This is a genomic window from Flavobacterium enshiense (genome assembly GCF_040750275.1).
GTDB lineage: Bacteria > Bacteroidota > Bacteroidia > Flavobacteriales > Flavobacteriaceae > Flavobacterium > Flavobacterium enshiense_B.
Genome location: NZ_JBDOCV010000005.1, coordinates 221,002 through 243,989, shown reverse-complemented (window position 1 = coordinate 243,989; position 22,988 = coordinate 221,002). Strand labels below are relative to the sequence as shown.

Annotated in this window: 19 protein-coding genes; 5 read left to right on the top strand and 14 right to left on the bottom strand. The window is 39.6% G+C overall.

Features of this window, described 5'->3' with window-relative positions; genetic code table 11:
• Positions 1-15: 15 nt before the first annotated feature.
• A complete protein-coding gene (locus ABGT15_RS10305; RefSeq protein WP_367231341.1) occupies positions 16-867 on the bottom strand; it encodes a succinate dehydrogenase cytochrome b subunit in 852 nt (283 codons plus the stop codon).
• Between the two features lie 158 nt (positions 868-1,025).
• Positions 1,026-1,904, bottom strand: coding sequence for a hypothetical protein (locus ABGT15_RS10300; RefSeq protein WP_367231340.1), 879 nt, complete (start codon positions 1,902-1,904; stop codon positions 1,026-1,028).
• A 180-nt stretch (positions 1,905-2,084) separates the two neighbouring features.
• Between ABGT15_RS10300 and ABGT15_RS10295 the strand changes: the two genes are divergently transcribed.
• From ABGT15_RS10295 to ABGT15_RS10285, 3 genes are all read left to right on the top strand, one after another.
• On the top strand, positions 2,085-2,660 hold the full coding sequence (locus ABGT15_RS10295) for a Crp/Fnr family transcriptional regulator (protein ID WP_367231339.1): 576 nt from the start codon (positions 2,085-2,087) through the stop codon (positions 2,658-2,660).
• Positions 2,661-2,735: 75 nt separating this feature from the next.
• Positions 2,736-4,028: an aminopeptidase P family protein gene (locus ABGT15_RS10290; RefSeq protein WP_367231338.1), complete on the top strand. Its 1,293-nt coding sequence runs from the start codon at positions 2,736-2,738 to the stop codon at positions 4,026-4,028.
• 111 nt (positions 4,029-4,139) lie between these two features.
• Positions 4,140-4,922 carry an alpha/beta fold hydrolase gene (locus ABGT15_RS10285; protein ID WP_367231337.1) on the top strand — a complete coding sequence of 261 codons (783 nt, stop codon included), beginning with the start codon at positions 4,140-4,142 and terminating at the stop codon, positions 4,920-4,922.
• On the opposite strand, the gene ABGT15_RS10280 is transcribed toward ABGT15_RS10285, so the two are convergent.
• The 7 genes from ABGT15_RS10280 to ABGT15_RS10250 form a co-directional block, all read right to left on the bottom strand.
• Complete coding sequence (locus tag ABGT15_RS10280; protein ID WP_367231336.1) at positions 4,919-5,587, bottom strand: ATP-binding cassette domain-containing protein; 669 nt, start codon at positions 5,585-5,587, stop codon at positions 4,919-4,921. The genes ABGT15_RS10285 and ABGT15_RS10280 overlap by 4 nt on opposite strands.
• The gene (locus ABGT15_RS10275; RefSeq protein ID WP_367231335.1) at positions 5,584-5,829 is read right to left on the bottom strand and encodes a hypothetical protein; all 246 of its coding nucleotides are present in this window, start codon (positions 5,827-5,829) and stop codon (positions 5,584-5,586) included. The genes ABGT15_RS10280 and ABGT15_RS10275 overlap by 4 nt, the downstream gene beginning before the upstream one ends.
• Before the next feature lie 66 nt (positions 5,830-5,895).
• Positions 5,896-8,073: a S41 family peptidase gene (locus ABGT15_RS10270; protein WP_367231334.1), complete on the bottom strand. Its 2,178-nt coding sequence runs from the start codon at positions 8,071-8,073 to the stop codon at positions 5,896-5,898.
• A 96-nt stretch (positions 8,074-8,169) separates the two neighbouring features.
• Complete coding sequence (locus tag ABGT15_RS10265) at positions 8,170-10,929, bottom strand: PD-(D/E)XK nuclease family protein (RefSeq protein WP_367231333.1); 2,760 nt, start codon at positions 10,927-10,929, stop codon at positions 8,170-8,172.
• Positions 10,930-10,992: 63 nt separating this feature from the next.
• Positions 10,993-12,411: an OmpA family protein gene (locus tag ABGT15_RS10260; protein ID WP_367231332.1), complete on the bottom strand. Its 1,419-nt coding sequence runs from the start codon at positions 12,409-12,411 to the stop codon at positions 10,993-10,995.
• A gap of 114 nt (positions 12,412-12,525) precedes the next feature.
• Positions 12,526-13,716, bottom strand: coding sequence for a glycine C-acetyltransferase (gene kbl, locus ABGT15_RS10255; protein WP_367231331.1), 1,191 nt, complete (start codon positions 13,714-13,716; stop codon positions 12,526-12,528).
• 30 nt (positions 13,717-13,746) lie between these two features.
• A complete protein-coding gene (locus tag ABGT15_RS10250; protein WP_367231330.1) occupies positions 13,747-16,899 on the bottom strand; it encodes a UvrD-helicase domain-containing protein in 3,153 nt (1,050 codons plus the stop codon).
• Positions 16,900-17,019: 120 nt separating this feature from the next.
• Here ABGT15_RS10250 and ABGT15_RS10245 point away from each other — a divergent pair, with 120 nt between their 5' ends.
• Positions 17,020-17,625 (top strand): superoxide dismutase, encoded by a 606-nt coding sequence (locus tag ABGT15_RS10245; RefSeq protein WP_367231329.1) that lies wholly within the window; start codon positions 17,020-17,022, stop codon positions 17,623-17,625.
• Between the two features lie 238 nt (positions 17,626-17,863).
• On the opposite strand, the gene ABGT15_RS10240 is transcribed toward ABGT15_RS10245, so the two are convergent.
• From ABGT15_RS10240 to purN, 5 genes are read right to left on the bottom strand one after another with little or no spacing between them, the layout of a single operon-like run.
• Complete coding sequence (locus tag ABGT15_RS10240; protein ID WP_367231328.1) at positions 17,864-19,762, bottom strand: amidophosphoribosyltransferase; 1,899 nt, start codon at positions 19,760-19,762, stop codon at positions 17,864-17,866.
• Between the two features lie 60 nt (positions 19,763-19,822).
• Positions 19,823-20,752: a PfkB family carbohydrate kinase gene (locus ABGT15_RS10235; protein WP_367231327.1), complete on the bottom strand. Its 930-nt coding sequence runs from the start codon at positions 20,750-20,752 to the stop codon at positions 19,823-19,825.
• A 58-nt stretch (positions 20,753-20,810) separates the two neighbouring features.
• Complete coding sequence (locus ABGT15_RS10230) at positions 20,811-21,431, bottom strand: START domain-containing protein (RefSeq protein ID WP_367231326.1); 621 nt, start codon at positions 21,429-21,431, stop codon at positions 20,811-20,813.
• Between the two features lie 18 nt (positions 21,432-21,449).
• Positions 21,450-21,932 carry a ribonuclease HI gene (rnhA, locus tag ABGT15_RS10225; RefSeq protein WP_367231325.1) on the bottom strand — a complete coding sequence of 161 codons (483 nt, stop codon included), beginning with the start codon at positions 21,930-21,932 and terminating at the stop codon, positions 21,450-21,452.
• 2 nt (positions 21,933-21,934) lie between these two features.
• Positions 21,935-22,504, bottom strand: coding sequence for a phosphoribosylglycinamide formyltransferase (gene purN, locus ABGT15_RS10220; protein WP_367231324.1), 570 nt, complete (start codon positions 22,502-22,504; stop codon positions 21,935-21,937).
• A 200-nt stretch (positions 22,505-22,704) separates the two neighbouring features.
• Here purN and ABGT15_RS10215 point away from each other — a divergent pair, with 200 nt between their 5' ends.
• Positions 22,705-22,941 carry an acyl carrier protein gene (locus ABGT15_RS10215; RefSeq protein ID WP_026980165.1) on the top strand — a complete coding sequence of 79 codons (237 nt, stop codon included), beginning with the start codon at positions 22,705-22,707 and terminating at the stop codon, positions 22,939-22,941.
• The last annotated feature ends 47 nt before the right edge of the window (positions 22,942-22,988 follow it).

The window sequence follows — 22,988 nt, the reverse complement described above, 5'->3', positions numbered from 1 at the left end:
CTATAGTGAGGTTGATTATTTAACAAAGTGAATGTAAAGTGGAATGATTGCAAACAATAAAGGAACAATGATTGCAAATAAAGTTCCGAAAGTTTTAATAGCCGGAGTGAATTTGTTGTTTACACCCAACGATTGGAATGCACTTTGGAATCCGTGTAATAAGTGGAACGCCAAAACACCCATTGCCAACACGTATAAAATTGTAAAAATCAACCCTGTTTTTGCATCTCGGAAGAACGCAAAAGTGATTTTATGCAAATCTTTATACCCCTCCCCAACTTTAATCTTGGCCTGTGAAGAATAAAACTCTCTCTGATTTTTAATATACAAAGGCATCCCCGTTGCTTCTGCCTCTTTCTCATTTTTAGCAACCTGAGCCACTGGTTGGTAGCCTCCGGAAGTTGTTATATAAAAATCCTGCTTCTGTCCCATTACATCAACCGTAATCATTTGAACCGGCATGTTTTTGTCAAAATGCATTTTAGCCCAGAAATTAACCATATGCGTCACGATGAAAACCAAAATCAACGTTCCTAAAACCGCCATATTTCGGGAAGCCATAGAACTGTTCGCAGACGGATTGCTTTTTGCATAGCCGATCGGTCTTGCTTTTTTGTTCTGAATCGTTAACATGATTCCGTCAACCGCATGGAATAAAATAGAGAAGTAGGTTAAATAGGATAATAATTTTACTGCCGGATTGGAAGTCATGAATAATGCATACTGGTTGAATTGTAAAGCATCACCAAAAATTAACTGAAGATTTCCAGCCAAGTGACCCGCCAAAAACAAGCATAAAAATAAACCTGTAAGAGCCATCCAATATTTCTTTGCAATGGACGACTTTAAAAGTGCAGATTGTGCCATAGTATTTGTTTAGTGTAATAGTTTTTAAAAAATCAAACAAAAATAAGGGTATTTGATGGTACGCGCAAATGTTTACCCCTAATTTATAATGAATTTAAAAACTCCTTTTAGACACAAAAAAGCCATTCGTTTTTAGAATGGCTTTTCCGATTTATATTTTATTGATGACTTGGAATCAACCCACGCAAGCCCATGTCTACCACGTTTTCTCCCACACCGGGCTCGTATTTCCCATCAGTATTTACTTCTTCCCATTCAAAACTGTTGTTTATAGAAAGTGACAACGTCACCGTAACATCCTGCGTTTCATTCCCTGTAATCACTAAATTACTAGCAAATTTCCCCGTAACCACACAGGAACCTGTCGGAATTGGCGAAGTGGCCGCCAATGGATTTGGAACCGTAGTTGCTCCGGCCGGTGCCTGTCCCGAAGTAGAATACGAAACCCCTTGCAATCCAAAAGCCCAATATCCTTGATCCCTATTTCCATTAACGGCATACGAATAACCACCGGAATTAAAAGTTGTGATGTAATTTCTAAAGCCTACAAAACTGGCCAACGTTCCGGTATACTCGGTTCCGGCGCTTAATACTTTAATATTATAATCCTGATACGAAAGCGAACAACGTACCCATTCGTAACTTCCAGCTGCAATATCCTTAAGTGGAATAGCCATAAAAACTTCATCTTCCGCCACAATTATAGCTTTGCTGAAGTCAATCGCATTGGCACCTCCCGCCGTAGTTTCCGCATTTCGATACAAAACCGTTCCTTGTCCTAATGCTGTGTAAGCCGTCGGGGCAAGTTCCAGATAGTGCGAGCTTATTTTATTAAAAACAGGAGATTGCGCCGCATTCCCAGGAGGCACTGTTGAAGGCAGCCCCAAATTATTCAAACGCTCCTGTGTCGGATCAAATTTAAATTTTACAATTAGCTTTGGTCCGGAATTGTCTACCGTTGCGGCATCATCTTTATCGTCACAAGAAAAAAAGAAAGCTCCCACGAATAGCAACCCTACTATTGATTTTATACGCATAGTCAAACATTTTAAATTGAAATTCCGTTATTTCATGTAAACGAAAATAAAAATAAAATCGTATTGCACTCATTTTCAATGTATTTTTTTTATCAACTTAACATCCTAAGGATTATAAAAACAACCTTGTCAGATTCAAAAGGTTTGTCCTTACATTTGAAACACAAAAAACAATTGCTGATGGAATCCCATATTGCTTTACATACCCTTTCTTCTTTTTTTGACGGCTCCGAAGTAATTTCCATCGAGGCTTTCAAAAAATCGTTTTCCTCTTTGCAACTAAAAAAGAACGAGTATTTGGTAAAGGAAGGCGACGTTTGCCGCTATTTCTGTTTTCTTGAGGAAGGTATCTTACAACACGCCATCACTACCGAAAAAGAAGAAAAAACAACCTATTTGGCTTTACCGAACACCATCACCACTTCGCTGAAAAGTTTTTTAACCCAGTCGCCTTCCCAAAAGAGCATTAAAGCGATTGCCGACACAAAACTCAAAATACTTTCCTTCGAAGCCTTTCAAAACTTACTGGAAACCAATCCGGAATTCAAACAGTTTTATTACAATCTTATCGAAAAACAAATCTGCCTGATTGACGATTACCGCATCGATTTGCTCACGCTTACCCCCGAAGAACGCTACCAGAAACTACTCGCCAACGAACCCAAACTTTTACAGGAAATCCCACTCCATTATCTGGCATCTTTTTTAGGTATTTCGTCCCGGCACATGAGCCGGATTCGGCAAAATGTAAAATAACGCCATTTGGCTGCTGCACATCAGATTTTTGTTGCGTACTTTTGGTAACACAATTTTTCTTAAAACTTTACAGTTATGAAATACCATCCGATAGACCGCGATTTGTTCATCAAAAACCGAAGCAAATTCGCAGCACAGATGAAACCGAACAGTGTGGCGGTTTTCAATTCCAACGATATTTATCCGGTATCTGCCGATAGCACTTTACCTTTTGCACAACACCGTGACATCTTTTATTTATCCGGTGTGGATCAGGAAGAAAGTATCTTGTTGCTTTTCCCGGATGCGCCTTACGAACATTTAAGAGAAATCTTGTTCTTAAGAGAAACCAACGAGCACATTGCGGTTTGGGAAGGCGAAAAACTTACCAAAGACCGTGCTTTTGAAGTATCGGGTGTAAAAACCGTGATTTGGTTGCAGGATTTTCACAAAACATTAAAAGAGGTAATGATGTACGCCGATACAATCTACATCAATACCAACGAACATTACCGTGCTACTATCGAAACCGAAACCCGTGAAGCACGTTTCATCAAATGGTGGAAAGAAACCTATCCGGCGCACAAAGTGGAAAAATCCAACCCGATTTTACAGCGTTTGCGTTCGATAAAGGAAAGCGAGGAAATCGATTTGATCCAACACGCCTGTAACATCACCGAAAAAGGAATCCGTCGTTTATTATCGTTCGTAAAACCAAACGTAATGGAATACGAAATTGAAGCAGAATTAGCGCACGAATTCTTAAGAAACCGTTCCAAAGGTTTTGCCTACACCCCAATTATTGCCTCCGGAAACAATGCCAATGTTTTACACTATATCGAAAACAACCAACAGTGTAAAGCCAGCGATTTATTATTACTAGATGTAGGAGCAGAATACGCAAACTATTCCAGTGATTTAACCCGTACCATTCCGGTTTCCGGACGTTATACCGACAGACAACGCGAAGTTTACAACGCTGTGTTACGCGTAAAAAACGAAGCTACCAAAATGTTAGTTCCGGGAACGCTGTGGAAACAATACCATGTGGAAGTTGGTAAAATCATGACTTCCGAATTGTTAGGCTTAGGATTAATTGATAAAGCCGACGTACAAAACGAAAACCCAGACTGGCCGGCTTACAAAAAATATTTCATGCACGGAACGTCACATCATTTAGGTTTGGACACCCACGATTATGGTTTATTACATGAACCAATGCAAGCCAATATGGTGTTCACCGTAGAACCGGGCATTTATATTCCGGCGGAAGGCTTTGGTATTCGTTTGGAAGACGATGTGGTGATTCAGGAAAACGGAGAACCGTTCAATTTAATGCGCAACATTCCGATTGAAGCGGACGAAATTGAGAGTTTGATGAATTCTTAGTTTTCCGTCGCAGTTGCGATTTACAATTACATAAAACGGCTCACAGATTTGTGGGTCGTTTCTTTTTCGATTGGATTTTAAAATTTACTTTTGTTACCGAAAATCACAGTCTTGAAAACCTTACAATTTAAAAACACCAAAATCGCGTATTCCGAAACCGGAAAAGGCACTGCTATTGTCTTGCTGCATGGTTTTTTAGAGAATGCAACAATGTGGGATTTTCACAAAATAGCCCTTTCTAAAAAATACCGCGTCATTACCATCGACTTGTTAGGGCACGGACAAACGGAATGCATGGGTTATGTGCACACTATGGAAGACATGGCAGATGTGGTACACGCCGTTTTACAGGAATTACGCATCCGAAAAGCCGTTTTTGTCGGGCATTCGATGGGGGGTTACGTTGCGTTGGCTTTCGCTGAATTGTATCCGGATAACGTCAAAGGCATCGTGCTTTTAAATTCCACTTCCCGAGCCGACAGCGACGAACGCAAACTGAACCGCGATCGTGCCATCGTGTGTGTCAAAAAAGATTATGCTACTTTTATCCGTATGTCGATTGCCAATTTATTCAGCGAAGAGAACCGTGACAAATTAGTGGACGAGATTGAAGCCGTAAAACTGGAAGCTTTAAAAACACCGCTTCAAGGGATTGTAGCCACTTTGGAAGGCATGAAAATCCGCAAAGACCGTGAAGTCATCCTGCATTTTGCCCCGTATCCGATACTGCTAATTTTAGGCAAAAAAGACCCTGTCCTAAATTATGAGGACAACCTTGAACAAATCGAAGGCACGGAAACCCAATTAATTTCGTTCCCCGATGGCCACATGAGTCATATCGAAAATAAAAAACAATTGGAAAAAGTACTGTTGGCGTTTTTAAAAACAGTTTAAAGCATTCCTTCCTTTAGATAACCACGTTCGATTAATGCTTCTTCATTTTTCAGCGAATGGGTTTTTCCGGCTTCCATCAGGATTAATTTTGTGGAAACAGCAATTACGTTTCGGTAATTATGATCCGTAATAACAATCCCTTTATATTTGGCGTTTTCCCTGATTTGCTGATTTACTTTTTCCGCCATGACCGGCGCTAATCCGTTGTAGGGCTCATCCAATAAAACAAATTTCGAATCGTTGAACAATATCAGTTTAATCTCCAAATAGCGCAATTCTCCTCCGGATAAGTGACTGACTTTTTTATTCAATATTGACTGAATCATCGGATCATCACAAAATACAACTTGGCTTTCTTTAGGAATCGACAACTGAATGGCCTTTTTCACCGAAAATTGCTTCGGAATAAAATTCTCTTGTGGCAGATAACTGATGTCCTGCAACAATTGAGAGGTTTTTCGTTTTAGTTTTCCGTTCACCCGAACGAATTTATAATCGGCAGGAACAATTCCAAAAATAATTTTCAATAAGGTCGATTTCCCCGAACCATTTCTTCCAAGTAAACCAATTATATCACCGGTTTCGCATTTCAGATACACATCGGAAACCACCATTTTGTGATCGAAAAATTTCTGAACGCTGTCAACCTCTAATACATGTTTCATAACGTACTCAAAAAGAAAACATAAACACACAAAAAGAAGAAAGCTGTCAGTACGTTTACAATTCCGGCATAGAGCCACAATTGCACTTTTGAAAATCCATTGTTGTAATAAAACAAATAGTCTTCTTTATTTTTAACCTCTTTAAGCAACAGGCTAATTCCAAATCCGAAGCTAAGAAAAAGCAAAACCGCTTCGGAAACGCCTAAAAAAACCAAAGGAAGTAGCGATAGTGCCAGATTCACCGGCAAAGTGCTGTAATAAAAAGTAAGAAGGTTGGCTAATTTTCTGATAGCTAAAATTATAAACCGTTAGTTGTTGATGATAGCCATAGCCTTTTCCAGCACTTCGTCTTTTCCTTCGCGGATACCTTTAACTGTCGGTAAAACCTGAACATCCGGAACAATTCCCACACGTTGGGTTTCAGAACCATTAGGCGTTAACACCCCGATTCCGGAAATAAACGTAAAAATATTACCCGGTAAATAAATGCCTGAAACATTTCCATCGGCTCCGGCTGTTGTACTTCCCAAAACCACAGAATTGGGTGTTGCCCGAAAGGCCATAGCCGTATATTCGGCGCTGCTTTGTGTTTCTTCGTTGACCAAAATGACTACTTTACCTTTAAAGGAATTTTTATTGCTCCCTCCTATAGCAGGACCTTTTCGGAAGGTAAACAAGCCCGGTGTTTTAGCGCTGCCTTGGGTAAACTTCACAAAGTCTTTTTTCTCGCTCAGAAGGTATTTAGACAAGCTGAAAACAATAAATTCGGAAGGATAGCAACGCAAATCGATGATTAAGCCTTTCTTATCCAAAAATTTAGGCATGATTTCGTCAATTTCATCTTCTTTCAACGTACCCGGATAAATATAACCGATGTTGTCATGAATCACTTTGTGCGAAGCCGGTTCATCCTTGAAATATTTAAACGGAATGGTCGTCAGGGTTACTTTTTTGATTGCTGTTCCGGTATCAACTGTAACATCCATGCTTTTTTCATTGGTGCGCAACAATTTCCCGGCGATATCGCGCAACTGGGTCGGATGGTTGGAGGACGGCATGTATTTTTGATTGCCTTTAATCCAATCTTCTACTTTCACCCCGCCAACTTCCGTTACAATATCGCCTACCTTAACCGTAGTGTCTTTAAAATCCGTAGATAATTTTACAACCATCGCTTTATTTTCAATAAAACTCAGGGTAATCGGAACCACATTTTCTCCAAAAAATGCTTTCACTACGCTATTGCCACCCCAAATATTGGCATGGGTATCCTGTATTTTCCCGATCACCTCCAACAGTGCCAAAGTGTACTCTTTTTGATCTTTCGAAGCGGTCATTCTCGGTATAAATTCTTTTAAAACCGCATCCCAGTTTTCATCCATCAGATGACGGTTCGGAAAAAAATACTCGATCATGTTCCAGTAGCGGAATAAGGCCAGTAACTTCACACCACTGTCTTCGTAACTCATGGAAGCATACACTTTTTCGTTCTTAAATTCCGGGTTGTTTACGCCTTGGTGAAAAGCCAAATAGTAATTGGTACTGCTTCGGTCGGCTTTGTTTATTTTTTGGAGTAGGCCGGACAATTCAGCAGAAAGCAAAGTAGTATCAGAAATCCAAGAAGTGTCCGGTACTAATTTCACATCGGCAGCATCGGGAAGTTTTGATTCTCGGGTTTTAAAGGTCCCCAGCTTGTTGATCCACTGTGCCAATTCCTGGTCGAAGTTTTTCTGGTTAATTTTCGGCACTATGCGGAACAACTCGTAATCCCAACTAATGGTTCCTTTGGCAATGGCCGGATGGTGGTATTTCACAAATCCCCATACTTTCCCCAAAACATACAGATTTCTTTTTTCGGTGTCGTTCAAAATGGTAGTACTGAAATTCGAACCGTTGTCAAATTCCTTGTCCTTGTCTACCAAGGACGGTTCAATTTCAACCTGCTTTAGCTTTTCAATTGGTTTTCCGTCGATAAATACCTTAAAATTATCAAACCAGGCTTTTCCTTTTCCGGTCATGATACCGCCAACATATATCTTGTCCGGATTGCCTCTGAAATTCAGATCTATGGTATATTTCTTCCAGTCCTGCGTGCCCTGTAGTTTTTGTTTTTCCATGTTGTCAAAAGCAATGGAATTCCCATCCTTATCCAAACGCAGCAATAATCCCACAAAACCATCGCGGGCATTTTCATATTTCAGATAACCTTCCAGGGTAATTTTTTCTCCTTTATAATTGGCCGGCAACTGATAGGCCGCACAGCCGAACGATTCGCCTTTTTCCGTTTCGATGCGTACAGCATACTTCCCGGACTGTGTTGTTAAAGAATCTTTTTCTAGCGGGTAATCACCCCATCGGAACCAGTCGGTTGGCAATTTTTTCCCTTCGGACAAGTCTTCAAAATCAAGATTGAATTTCGGAGCGGAATCTTGAGCGAACAAAGGTCCAACCAGAAAAGCTGCAAGAAACATGAAAAAGTTTTTCATAAACACATGACGGATTACATTGTTGTAAATAAATACTACTACATTTTGTAGTCCGTAAAGGAATAAAAAAAAGTGTAGGAAAATTATAATAGAATGTTAAACCTTTTCTTCAAACGGAATTTCGGCATTCAAAATTTCAGCAAGCAAGATAACCACCTCATTTTGAAATGCTTTTAAAACTTCTGAAGAAATTACCGTAGCCGCGTTTTTATCTTCCTTAACTCCAAAAGGCAAAAATCCGGAGCGCATGTTTTTAAAAGAAACGATTCCGGCTTCCGTCTCCATACCGTTAGTTTGCTGTTCGTACATGAAAGCATAACACAACAACTGAATAATTTTATCATTTTTAATGTCCGAAGTCAAGCCGTTCCAATCTTTCAGCTGAACGTTGCGAAGTTCCACTTTTCCGGTTTTGTAATCAATGATCCGGATTTTTCCGTTGCGCTGTTCGATTCGGTCTACGTTTCCGGCAATCTTTACAGAATAAGGCAAACGCACATCGTCCAACATACGCTCAAGAGAAGTTTCCAATGCCAATACTTTTACTGCATCGCCATTCTCGATATGTTTTTTCTCTTCATTTAGAAAATTGAACACGTTGCGTTTCGCTACTTCAAAGGCCAGTAAATTTTTTCCTTTTCTGATTTCTCCTTCTTTGTAAACTTCCCGGAATTGATTTTCCACTTCACCATTGGCTTTGGATAACATTTCTGCCATTATTTCTACCGACAGAAATCGGTTGAGAAAGGGTTTGTACAACTCTTCCAAAGCACCGTGAATAATAGTTCCCAAGGTATTTAAAGCGATGTTTTCCTCCACTTCATCCACTTCCGAAATCCTTAAAATCCGCTGGTTGTAAAACTGAATCGGATTGCGGATATAACTGGTCAGTCCGGAAGGCGAAAACCCTCTTCCGGTTGCGATTTCTTTCAGTCGCTCCATTACTTTTTCCGATTTAGGCACCAGAACCGGCTCATATGCTTTGTCCGGGAGATAGGCATTGTATATTTTATGGGTGATGGTATGCTTTGGCTGCTTTTCAATCTCTAGCTGTGTGATGAAACGGCTTTTTTCTCCGGCATCCAGACCTTCGCTTTCGGTATTGTATAGTAGGTAAATATTTTTGGCACGCAACAATAAATGATAAAAGTGATAGCAGTAAATCGCATCTTTTTCTTTGTACGTTGGTAATCCCAATTCGCGTTTTACATCATACGGTATAAAAGAATTCATCGATTTACCGGCCGGAAACACGCCTTCGTTCATGGACGTAATGATAACGTTCTCAAAATCTAAGACACGGCTTTCCAGTACCCCCATAATCTGTAAACCCGATAATGGTTCCCCTTCAAAAGACACTTCGGCAAGATCTACGATTTGCTTGTAAATGGTTTGCAGCATAGCAACAGAATCTATCTGCCTATAGCGTTCCTGGTAGTTAATTAGTTTGATAACGGTTTTATAAATGGAGTACAAAAACGCCTTGGTCACTTTTTCTTCTTCAACATCGTCACCTAAAAAAGATTTTACCATCAGAAGAATATCGGACAATCGGTTTAAAATAGCCAAAACATTATGATCCCATCGTTCGAATAACAAATGGAATAAGGATGAAGCCTGAGGATTAAGTTCCACAAGCTTCTTCTGGGATAAAAAAGTAATATTGTTTTGATTTATTGCACGAATAACCTTTGATGCGTTACTGTATGGCTCCACCAAAGGATTGGTTAATACATCCAGTACCTCTTTGTAATAAAACGTATAACTGGTTTCACTGCGCTGTAAAGCATTGGTATGCAGTTTGAAAAGCTTAGCCACTAAAATCTGAGCCGGATTATTTCGACTGTTGAACCCCATAGTTATATTCAGGCTTTCCACCGAATTGGGTAAAGCATAAAGTACAGGAAGCAACAAATTTTCTTCTCCCAGTACCAAAGCTGTTTTGTCTAATGTATGGCCTTCTTCCTGAAGTTGCTCGACTATTTTACCCGCAATTTTTGCCTGCCCTATCGTTTTAGGCGTTCCGATGATATGGATATTTTTATCTTTTTCAAATTCGTTGGTTATCCATTCGAAAGGCTGGGTGGTATATTGCTTCCATTCTTTTTTAAAACGACGGATGAACAAACCGGCATCATGGTAGTAATCATTCAGAAACACCTCATCGACATCCCAATAAATTTTAGCCTGCTCATTAAACAGCAATTGTTGGATAATTCTCTCTTCCGCCTGATTAAGCGCATTAAACCCTGCAAAAATGAGTTTTTTATCGGCCAAAGTATCCGCATAAAAAGTAAGATTCGCCACGGCTTCCCGGTAAATCAAACCCTGATAACCAACCCCTTGATTTCTAAGATGCTGATAAAAAGTTTCATAATACTCAGGTAACTTGCTCCAAAATTCAAGATGATTATCAATTAGCTGTGTCGTTTGGGAAGGCTGTAAATCCCAACGTTTAAGCACTTCGATATCTTTCAGATAAGAAAACACATGATCGGGCTTAAGCAAATAACGATCAATCTCGTTAAAGTCCTGAAGGAGGGTTTTCCCCCAATGGGCGAAAAGATCAAATTCCTGTTGCCGCTCTTTTGGGGTTAGCGAACAATACACCTGATAAAATTCAAACAACAACTCAATGGAATCGCAACTTCGGATACCCGCCACATCCTGAATAAAATCCTCAATACTTATGATAACAGGCGCAAAAACCGTTTGTTGCAATTGTTTTTTAAGACTTTCCAAAAGAAAGACTTTTGCTCTTTTATTAGGTAAAACAAGGGTAATATCAGAAAGATTGGAACCGAAATCTTTAACAAGCTCTTGGCTCAGTTTATCGAGAAAACTAAAATTTGTCATACCATAAAAATAAAAAAACGCCCCGAAACTCGGAGCGTTTTTCTGTATTTATTTAGACTGTGATTAGTTAACCAATTTAACTTCTACACGTCTGTTGTTAGCTTTACCTTTAGCAGTTTTGTTGCTATCGATTGGTTTAGACTCACCGTAACCTTCAGAAGTTAATCTGTCAGCAGCAATTCCGCTTTCAATTAAATAATTTTTAACTGCAGCAGCTCTGTCTTTAGATAATTTCAAGTTAGCAGCATCTTTTCCATCAGAATCTGTGTGACCTTCGATAGAGAACTTAGAAGTTGGGTACTCTTTCAAGATAGCCGCGATAGACTCTAATACTGGCATAGTTTGTTTTTTGAAACTAGACTTACCAGAGTTGAATAAGATTGTTTTAGCGTAATCGTTTAATTTTTTGATAGCATCTTCTGACACTTCAGGACATCCGTTGTTAGCAACAGTTCCTTTAACATCCGGACACTTGTCATCTTTATCAGCTACACCGTCACCATCTGTATCAGGCCAAGGACAACCAGCGTTTTCTTTTGGACCTTTAACATCGATACATTTGTCATCTTTATCAGCAACACCGTCTCCGTCTGTATCAGGACATCCGTTTAAGGAAGCAGGACCAGCTACGTCAACACAGTCGTCATTTTTGTCAAGAACTCCGTCTCCGTCTGTATCAGGACATCCGTTCAATTCTTTTGGACCAGCTACTTCTGGACACTCATCATCTTTGTCAGCGATACCGTCAGCATCTTTATCAGGACAACCGTTGAATTCTTTTAAACCAGCTTCTTCCGGACAAGCGTCATCTTTATCATAGATTCCGTCTCCATCAGTATCTTTACCTCCAATTTTGAAAGTAATACCAGCAAAATGTTGTAAGTGAGAAGCCACATCAACATCCGGAACTCTTGTATCGTCGAAAGAATGTTTGTAAGTAGACTGTAAAGATAAACCTACTTGCTCTGTAAACCAAAAAGTTAAACCTAAACCTCCGTTTACAGTTCCTGCAGAAGCATCACCCATAAAAGTGTAACCTCCACCAACGTGTGCAGAAGGATCTAACCATTTAGATTTTAACATGTCCATGAAGCTATATTTGATAACTCCATCAAAACCGTAGTACATTAAGTCTCCAGGATTAGAAACTTGGTACTCATTCGTATTTGCAACAGGATCGTACATTCTTTCACCAACAAACTTGTCAATTTTGTTTACTGATCCAGTGATTCCGAATGAGAAATTATTCCCAACATATCTTGACACGTTTACGTAAGATACAGAAGGAATAACATTCCAATAGTCTTTTGCATTGAAATACTGAGAAAACTGATCTTCTACTTTAGAAGCAGCACTTACTCTACCACCATCCACTGCGTTAGCACCGAAAGAGATAGCCCATTTGTTATTGCTATCCTGAGCTTGAGAGCTTAGCCCTGCAAACATTAGAGCAGCAACAAATAACTTGTTTAGATGTTTCATACTTTTTTTATTTAATTACAATACGTTATAATTACGACAAAAATAAGAGGTTAATTGTTAATTACAAAGGATTTGAGGAAAAAAATCGCTTTTTCTTACTAAAAAACCTGAAAATTAAATCACATTTAATTGCTTTCCAACCGCTGTAAATGAAGATATTGCCTTATCCAAGTGTTCTTTGGTATGTGCGGCGGATAACTGCACGCGAATTCTGGCTTTGTCTTTCGGAACTACAGGATAGAAGAATCCGATTACATAAATCCCTTCTTTAAGCAACTCATCGGCCATTATTTGAGACAACTTAGCATCGTATAACATAACCGGCACAATCGCAGAATCACCATCAATGATATCAAAACCTGCTTTTTTCATCCCTTCTTTAAAATAATTGGTATTCCATTCCAATTTATCACGTAAGGATGTATCTTTTTCCAACAATTCAAATACTTTAATAGAGGCCCCCACTATAGACGGCGCTAAAGAATTCGAAAACAAATACGGTCTTGAACGCTGACGCAAAATTTCAATTACTTCTTTTTTAGCGGTAGTATAACCACCCATAGCACCACCTAATGCTTTTCCTAAAGTTCCGGTGATAATATCCACACGACCCATCACCCCTTTAGCTTCCATCGTCCCTTTTCCGGTTGCTCCGATAAAACCTGCGGCGTGACATTCGTCCACCATTACCATAGCATCATATTTATCGGCTAAATCGCAAATCTTATCCAAAGGCGCCACCAAGCCATCCATGGAAAAAACGCCATCAGTCACAATGAGTTTAAAACGACGCCCTTCTGCATTGGCTTTAATTAGTTGTGCCTCCAAATCCGCCATATTATTATTTTCGTAACGGTAACGGGCAGCTTTGCACAAACGCACCCCATCAATAATCGAAGCGTGATTCAAACTGTCGGAGATGATACAGTCTTCTTCTCCCAATAAAGGCTCAAAAACACCACCGTTCGCATCGAAAGCCGCGGCATATAAAATAGTATCTTCCGTTCCGTAGAAATCGGCAATTTTCTTTTCAAGGGTTTTGTGAATATCCTGCGTTCCGCAAATGAAACGCACTGAAGACATTCCGAAACCATGCGAATCCAAAGCGTCTTTTGCCGCCTGCACCACTTCGGGATGTGATGACAAGCCTAAATAATTATTGGCGCAAAAATTCAACACTGTTTCACCGTTTACTGTAATTTCAGCTCCTTGCGGTGAGGTGATGATGCGCTCTTTTTTATACAAGCCGTTTTCTTCAATGCTTTGCAACTCTTTTTGCAAATGCTCTTTTATTTTACCGTACATAGTTTTAGTCTGTTGTTTATTTTTTGAATGTTACAAATGTACTACTTCTAATTTTTCTCCTATATAAACAAGTGTTTTTTTCTCGACAGAAAACCCCATTTCCACTAATGCACTTTCATAAGTTGCTAATTGCTGTTCATATTTAGACTGATGTGCTCCGGTTTTATAATCCAACAAATAAGCCACATTGCCTTTTAAGGAAACCCTGTCCGGTTTAATGGTTGCCATCCCGGGTTTGATAATATTTTGTTCGTTGAATACTTTTTTATCCGCTTCAAAGAAAACAACCAACTCCGGATGACTGACGATGGCTTCAAGTGTTTGCAACACCGTTGTTTTTTGTGACTCCGTAATCAATCCGTTTTCAACAGCTTTGACTACGGCCAAATCCACATCCGTGCTGGTTTTCACAAACGATAAAATCTCGTGCATTATGTTTCCGAATTCGATGGCTTTACTCTGATCTGTACCCCACATTAGCGCTTCCCGCTGTGCAATTTTAATTTTCTTCGGATTAAAAACTTCCTTGACAATTTCTATAGTCGGCTGTTTTTCCATTGCTGCTCTGGCTTTGGAAAGGCGTTCATAGCTCCCGAATGCAAACGTATTTTCACTTTCATTGTACACGCCTTTAAAATCGAGATATTTGATAAAATAAGACGACATATTATGGGTCAATTCCCCTTTAACGGTAAGGTTTTTATTGGAGATAATGTACAACTGTTCTTCAGCTCTCGTTAAAGCCACATACAACACGTTGATATTATCCAACAATTCTTCCTGACTTTTTTCGTTGTAGATTTCGGAAGCTTTTTCCCCATATTCCGCTACTTCTTTTTTAGTATCGACCAAGGCTTTCGGCATATCCAGTTTGTCATCTTCAATGTCCAGCCACATTTTATTGCGGGGTTTCTTCGCATAATCTTCTTCGGCAAACGGAAAAATCACCACCGGAAACTCCAGTCCTTTGGATTTGTGAATGGTCATAATCCGAACCGCATCGTTTCCTTCCGGCGACGGAATACTGAATTTTGAACCGTTATTATCCCAATAATCAAGAAAATCCGAAACACCAGCCTGAGTGCGCACATCGCGTTCCAACACCAAATCCATAAAATACTGCACATACGAAACCGTGCTTTTTTCTTTGATGAACGTCGAAACGATAATCTCCACCGCTTCATACAACGATTTTTTACGGCAATTTTTAAACGATATCTTGATGTCGAAATCCTTCAGCCATTGTTCAAATACTTCTTCCGGGAATTTTACCATTCCGGCCTCAATGAAATCATGAATAGGCAATTCGGTTTGCTTGTTCCTGGCAATGAAATACAGTACGGCTGCTTTCGCTTCCTTGTCCTGATTATTTTTCAGATAGCGCAGAACATTCAGAATGAGTTTTACTTCGGTTGCATTTTCTATCAATAAGGTTTCCGAAGACAGAATCGGCACATCATTCTCCGTTAAATAATTGGCCAGCGCCACACCGGAATCTCTTTTACGGGTAAGCAATACTATGTCGCGGTACTGAAAACCTTCTGCTTTTACCTTGGCAATGGTCGCTAAAGTTGTTTTTAAATACAATTGGGTTTTATCATCGGTCTCTTCCTCGTTACTTTCTTCTGATTTTTCAATTTTTGGAAGAAATGAAATATTGACATAACCGCCTTGTTTCGCATTGGTTTCCTGATGGCTTTTGTTGCGGTACAAATCCTGATAGTCCTCGTTAGTGAATTCATCGGCCAACATCGCAAAAAAAGCATTGTTGAATGCAATAACTTCGGAATAACTTCTGTAATTTTTCCCCAAACGCACCAATTCCTTACTCGGATTGGAAAACGGATTTTCGTCTTTGCTCAAGCTGATAAACTGTTCCGCCTTTCCGCCGCGCCAACGGTAAATCGACTGCTTCGGATCGCCTACTATCATAAGAGAACCGCGTGTACCGGACAAATCTTCAGATGAAAGCGCATTGTCGATTAACGGAACAAGGTTGTGCCATTGCATTTCGGAGGTATCCTGAAATTCGTCAATAAAGAAATGTTTATACCGCTCCCCCAAACGCTCATAAATAAAAGGCGCCGGCTGGTTTTGGATTTCGTTGTAAATAATGGCATTGAATTCGGAAATCGACAACAGATTCTGGTCTTTTTGTATGGTTTCCAACTCCTTTGCAATCGAATTTAAAAGCGACAACGGCGTGATATTTTTCTGAAAAGCCGTGTAGAAATTCATCTTCTCGTAGTGCTTGTACACTTTGGCCAGGATCGCAATCAGTTCGGGTGCAAGGCTTTCGATAACAGCTTTATCTTTTGCGGTTTTGTTAACCTGAATATCTTCTGCTTCGAAAAACTTTTTATGAGAGCTTTTCAGTTCTTTTCGCTGAATATAGCCCAAATGGTTCGGGAACGTACCTCTGGAAAAAGAAGCTAAATCGACATTGTGATTTTCAAGCAGCTGCATCGCTTCGTTAGCAAACGCAATCGTTTCCGCTTCCAACTCCTGAATGGTTTCTTTTAATTGTTGCTTAATTACCAAAAATTCATCTATCGTCTTTTCGTGAAACTGCGAGATTTCGGTACGGTTGTTTTCGTTGATGAGCAATTTACTCACATCTAACAATTCATGCGTGACATCCCAACTTTTGTCGCTGTCGGTTTTATCGATGGAAAAATCGACTAATATTTTGGTAAGCAGTTCGTCTTCTCCTGCCTTGGCAATGATGGCATCGACAGCTTCCTGCAACAGCAAATCGGTTTCCAATGACACTTCGAACGTTACCGGTAAATTCAAATCGTGCGCAAACGCGCGGATAACTTTGTGGGTAAATTTATCGATAGTGGAAATATCAAAAGCCGCATAATTGTGAATGATGTTCTTGATAATGGCCTTGGATTTGTCTTTAATTGTTGCCAAAGACAGTTTGGTTTCTCCGGCTACATCTTTCATGAAATCCAGGGCTTTATCGCTCGGATCTTCTTTCGAAAATTCGTACAACGATGAAACGATACGGGTTTTCATTTCCTCTACCGCCTTGTTGGTAAAGGTAATCGCAAGAATCTTTTTGTAGGTATCGTTGGAATCTGCCAACAAAAGAATCTTTAAATATTCTTTTACCAGCGTATACGTTTTTCCGGAACCGGCAGAGGCGTCGTATAGAGTGAAGGCGTTTTTAGTCAAAGCTTAGAAATCTTTAAATTGATTTTGACAATACGAGAATAGCCAATTACTATTTTCTTTTACGAAGATAAATTTATAATTTTGAATGCATTTAATTATTAATCTTAAATATAAAAAATCATGGCATTCGAATTACCACAATTACCATACGCGTATGATGCTTTAGAGCCGCATATCGACGCACGCACGATGGAAATCCATCACTCTAAACACCATAACGCATACGTAACCAACTTAAACGCCGCTATTGCCGGAACGGATTTGGAAGGAAAATCGATCGAAGACATCCTTAAAAATCTTGACATGAACAACATGGCCGTGCGCAATAACGGTGGTGGTCACTACAACCACACTTTGTTTTGGGAAATCATGTCGCCAAACGGTGGTGGTTTACCAACCGGAGAATTAGCAGACGCTATCAATGCTGCTTTTGGCTCTTTCGACGAGTTTAAAGCGCAGTTTACCAAAGCCGGTGCAACGCGTTTTGGTTCAGGATGGGCTTGGTTGTGCGTGAAAGACGGAAAACTGGAAGTATGTTCTACACCAAACCAGGACACACCAATCATGCCGGGTGTTCCTTGTGGCGGTCAACCAATTTTAGGAATGGACGTTTGGGAACACGCGTACTATCTAAACTACCAAAACAGAAGACCGGATTATATGGAAGCCTTCTTCAATGTAATCAATTGGGCAGAAGTAGCTAAGCGTTATGCTGCTGCGAAATAAAAAGACATTTTTCAAAATAAAAAAGCGTTCGCCTAGGCGAACGCTTTTTGTTTTATACTATTTACTGATCTTCTAAAAAATAAAAAGGTGGAATTGCTTCCACCCTTTTTGCCCCAAATCTACCATAAACTTAACCTACTAATGCTATGGTGATTCAAATGTATGACTAGGATTTTCACGACTCAAAAAAATCAGATAAACTGCATATAAAGTCGACGAAAAACATAATTGTCAGATTTTAGTACGCTCTTGCATCTTTCCCTTCGTAGAAATTCATAAAAGCGCGGTTTACTACACGGTTTCCACCGTCTGTTGGGTAATTCCCGGTGAAGTACCAGTCCCCAAGATTCTTTGGACACGCTTTGTGTAAATTATCCACGGTTTGGAAAATAATTTTCACTTCTGCCTTTACGGATTCTTCGGTTAACATTTCAGCAATCTTATCGGAGATTTCCTGATCGGTGAAGGGCGCATAAATTTCTTTTACGTAATTCACTACTTCACTGTCGTGGAAATTCTCCTGTGCTTTCGATTTCTGATACACTTCTTCCACAATATGATACAAATTGCGTTCTTTCAACAAAGCCATCGCCGCACGGAACGCCACTAAACCTTCCAGTTTCGCCATGTCAATTCCGTAACAGTCCGGATAACGGATTTGTGGTGCGGAAGACACAATTACCAACTTTTTCGGTTGTAAACGATCTAACATCTTGATGATACTTTGCTTCAAAGTCGTTCCTCTAACGATACTGTCATCAATTATTACCAGATTATCCGTAGGCTTCACTACACCGTACGTTACATCGTATACGTGTGCCACCATGTCGTCACGACTGCTGTCTTCGGTAATGAAGGTTCTTAATTTTACGTCTTTAATCGCAATTTTTTCCGATCGCAATTTTACCGATAAAATCTCCTGTAATTTCTCAGCTGAAAGCGAAGCTGCATTAGCCAAAATATCGTTGATTTTACGCTGATTCAAAAAGTCATTCGCCGCTTCCACCATTCCGTAGAACGAAGTTTCCGCCGTATTGGGGATATAAGAGAAAACGGTATTATCGGTGTCATTTTCGACAGCATCCAAAACTGCCGGCATGATTAATTTTCCCAAATCTTTACGCTCCTGATAGATTTCAGCATCACTTCCTCTGGAAAAATAAATACGCTCGAAGGAACAAGCTTTCAACGGTAAAGCTTCACGAATTTGTTCGTCGATGACACGACCGTCTTTTTTAACGATAATGGCATGTCCCGGCGTAATTTCCTTAATCGATTCAAACGGAACATTGAAAACGGTTTGGATTACAGGACGTTCCGAAGCTACTACCACAATTTCATCATCCTGATAGTAAAATGCCGGACGAATTCCTGCCGGATCACGGGTTACAAACGCATCACCATGACCTAGCAAACCAGCCATCGCATACCCACCGTCCCAGTTTTTAGAAGCTCTTCTTAAAATTCTTCCGATATCTAATTTCTCTGCAATAACCGGAGATGCTTCTCTTTTGCTTAAACCGTCGTTTTTGCATTCCTGATACAAATCGGTAATTTCATCATCCAGAAAATGTCCGATTTTTTCCATTACGGTAACGGTATCGGCCATTTCTTTCGGGTGCTGTCCTAAACGTACCAAATCAGCAAACAACTCCTTCACATTGGTCATGTTAAAGTTTCCGGCCACAATCAAATTGCGGTGCATCCAGTTGTTCTGACGTAAAAACGGGTGTACGCTTTCAATGCTGTTTTTCCCGAAAGTACCATAACGAACATGTCCTAAAAACAATTCGCCAATGTAGGGAATATTTGCCTTCTGCATTGCCACATCCTCCTGATATTCGGGATGTTGCTCCAATTCTTCATTAATTCGGCTGTTGATTTGCGCAAAGATATCCTGAATCGGCTGCGCCTGATTGGAACGGATTCTGCTAATGTAGCGTTCTCCCGGCTCCACATCCAATTTGATGCTTGCCAGACCGGCACCGTCCTGACCACGGTTGTGTTGCTTTTCCATCAGTAAGTACATTTTCTGTACTCCGTAAAAAGCCGTACCGTACTTTTCCTTGTAGTATTCTAAAGGTTTTTTTAATCTTAAAAGGGCAATGCCACACTCGTGTTTTAAAGCGTCGCTCATAATTGTTGTGTTGTTGTATTAAGTAAAAAAGCCCCGTTTCCGAGGCTCATGTTTGTATTGTTAGTTTTCTAACGCGATATCAAATTGTGTTAACGCTCTAAATTGCTGTAAACGAGCGGAAACTTCCTCTTTTTTCAGATTTTCCATTCTTTCTGTTCCGAATTTTTCCACACAGAACGAAGCTAAATTTGAACCGTAAATAATCGCGTTTTTCATGTTGTCAAACGAAACGTTTTCACTTTGTGCAATGAATCCTGCAAAACCTCCCGCGAAGGTATCTCCTGCTCCTGTCGGATCGAAAACTTCCTCTAACGGTAAAGCCGGTGCGAAGAATACATTTTTCTCGTTAAACAATAACGCCCCGTGCTCTCCTTTTTTGATTACCACATATTTAGGCCCCATTGTATGAATTTTAGCCGCCGCTTTTACCAATGAATATTCTCCGGATAACTGACGGGCTTCTTCATCATTAATCGTAATAACATCCACACGTTTGATTACCTCCAATAACTCAGGAAGCGCACAATCCATCCAGAAGTTCATCGTATCCAAAACCACTAATTTCGGTTTCACTTCCATCTGATCCAAAACACTGCTTTGCACTAGCGGGTGAAGATTTCCTAACATCACCACGTCCGCATCTTTATAAGCTGTCGGCACTTTTGGCTGGAAATCTGCCAATACGTTTAATTGTGTATCTAACGTATCTCTGGAATTTAAATCGTTATGGTAACGACCGCTCCAGAAGAATGTTTTTCCGCCCTGAACTACTTCAAGTCCGGAAAGATCTATGTTTTTATTTTTTAATAAATCGATGTGTTCCTGTGGAAAATCATCACCAACCACCGAAACGATTGCAGATTTTAAGTTAAAATGAGAAGCTGAAAGACCGATATACGTAGCTGCTCCACCTAAAATTTTATCAGTTTTTCCGAAGGGAGTTTCAATTGCATCAAAGGCTACTGTGCCTACAATCAATAATTTATTCATAAAAAGGTTTCTAATTTTGAAGCTGCAAATGTACGATTTTGTTTTGGTTCTGAAAAGCCTAATTTTTGTTAAGATTTTCAACATGCTTCCGAAGCTCCCTAAACGTATCATATGGGCCTCGGGTAACAATCATATTTACCATAAAAGCCGGAATACTTCCTCCTGGATTCCCATAGATTTGCTGTACCACTAAGGTTTGTTTTTCACTGATTTTCTTAAGGTACCAGAACCCTTTGAAGTTCGTAAGTCGAACAATTCCCTCCTTTTCTTTTACCAAATTATTCATCGGAAAAATGGTAATAATCTGTTCGTTTGTTTTTTTGGTAAGTGTTACTTTGGAAACATGGTCGCGATCCTGAATCGGCCAGCCCAAATGATGGTTCATGTAAAAAACCCAGCTGCTGTCTGAAATTTTTTTAATCAGTTCGCTCTTTCGGGTTTTATAGTTCCATTTGTTAAGGCTTTTAATGTCCAAAATCTGTTTGGCCACGGTATCAATATTGGCTTTAACCGTCATAACAGCGCGGTATTCCTTAAATGCCGTGGTATCCATTTTAGTAAGGTAGATTTTTATTCCTTCCTTATCCATGGCCAAATTCGTCTTCTTTTGCGCATGACTTTGCAGCATGGCAAACAAAAAAAAGAAAGTCGTATAAAAAAGGGTTTGGGACTTTTTCATTCCCTAAAGATATGAAAATCAAAACAATTGACCTTCTTCCTTTTCATAAAAAGCGTCTATTGAAAGTGTTTTTTGCTGGGAAGCCATGACTGCCAATTCATCACAACGCTCGTTTTGAGGATGATTGTTATGACCTTTAATCCATTTGAAATCCACCTGATGTTTGCGGTAAATTTTAAGGAAGCGCATCCATAAATCCGGATTCTTTTTTCCTTTATAACCGGTTTTTTCCCAACCAAAAACCCAACCTTTCACCACAGAATCCACCACATATTTGGAATCAGAAACCACCAAAACCCTTGTTCCCTGAATTTTCAATTTTTCCAGTCCTACAATCACTGCTAAAAGTTCCATTCTGTTATTCGTTGTAAGTCGAAACCCCTCATAGAGTTCTTTTTTATAAGGTTTTCCCACCCACTCCAATAGCACACCATAACCACCCGGGCCAGGATTCCCTTTAGCTGCGCCGTCTGTATAAATATGAACCTCGTGGGAATTCAAAGTTATGCGTTATGAGTTATAAGTTTCTCAATTATTACCGGAAAATGTTCGTATTCCAATTCGTGAATTTTTTGAGCAATTTCTTCCGGAGTTGTACAGTCTTCAATATTTACAGCGGCCTGAAAAATAACAGCCCCTTCGTCATAGTGTTCATTTACATAGTGAATAGAGATTCCGGTTTCTTTTTCGTTATTCTCCAATACCGCTTTATGAACATTCATCCCATACATGCCTTTTCCGCCATACTTTGGCAGCAGTGCCGGATGTACATTAATAACTTTGTCCGGATACTGTGCAATAATCGCGGGGGGAAACATCAGCAGAAAACCGGCCAGCACAATCAGATCCGGTTTTATTTCATTTATTTTTTGAAGTACTGTTCCGTCGTTGAGCGCTGTTTTATCGAAAACCACAGTCGAAACATTCTGACCTTCAGCCCGTTCCAAAACTTTGGCATGCGGATTGTTAGTCAATACCGCGACTACGTTCGCCTGACTTTTATTTTTGAAATGTAATATGATGTTCTCGGCATTCGAACCCGATCCGGAAGCAAAAATTACTATTTTTTTCATTTATACTGTACTTTAAATTACCCTGAAAACAAAGGTTTTCACAATGCAAAAGAAAGAATAATAAATGATAATAAATAGGAAATGAAAGTCTTTGTAAAATTATTTTTTATATTTTCGTAGTCACATTTAGTAACAAAAACGTTGTTTTAAAATAAAGTTTTTTATTTTTGCCAACAAATTAAATTTAAAAATTAAAAATTATGTCAGACATTGCATCAAGAGTAAAGGCGATTATCGTAGACAAATTAGGTGTTGACGAAAACGAAGTTGTTTCAGAAGCAAGCTTCACTAACGATTTAGGAGCTGATTCCTTAGACACTGTTGAGCTAATCATGGAATTCGAAAAAGAATTCGACATTCAAATTCCAGACGACCAAGCTGAGAACATCTCTACTGTTGGTCAGGCTATCTCTTATATCGAAGAAGCTAAAAAATAATAACCGATAGACATCCCATGTGTTCGAAGAATACATGGGTGTTATTA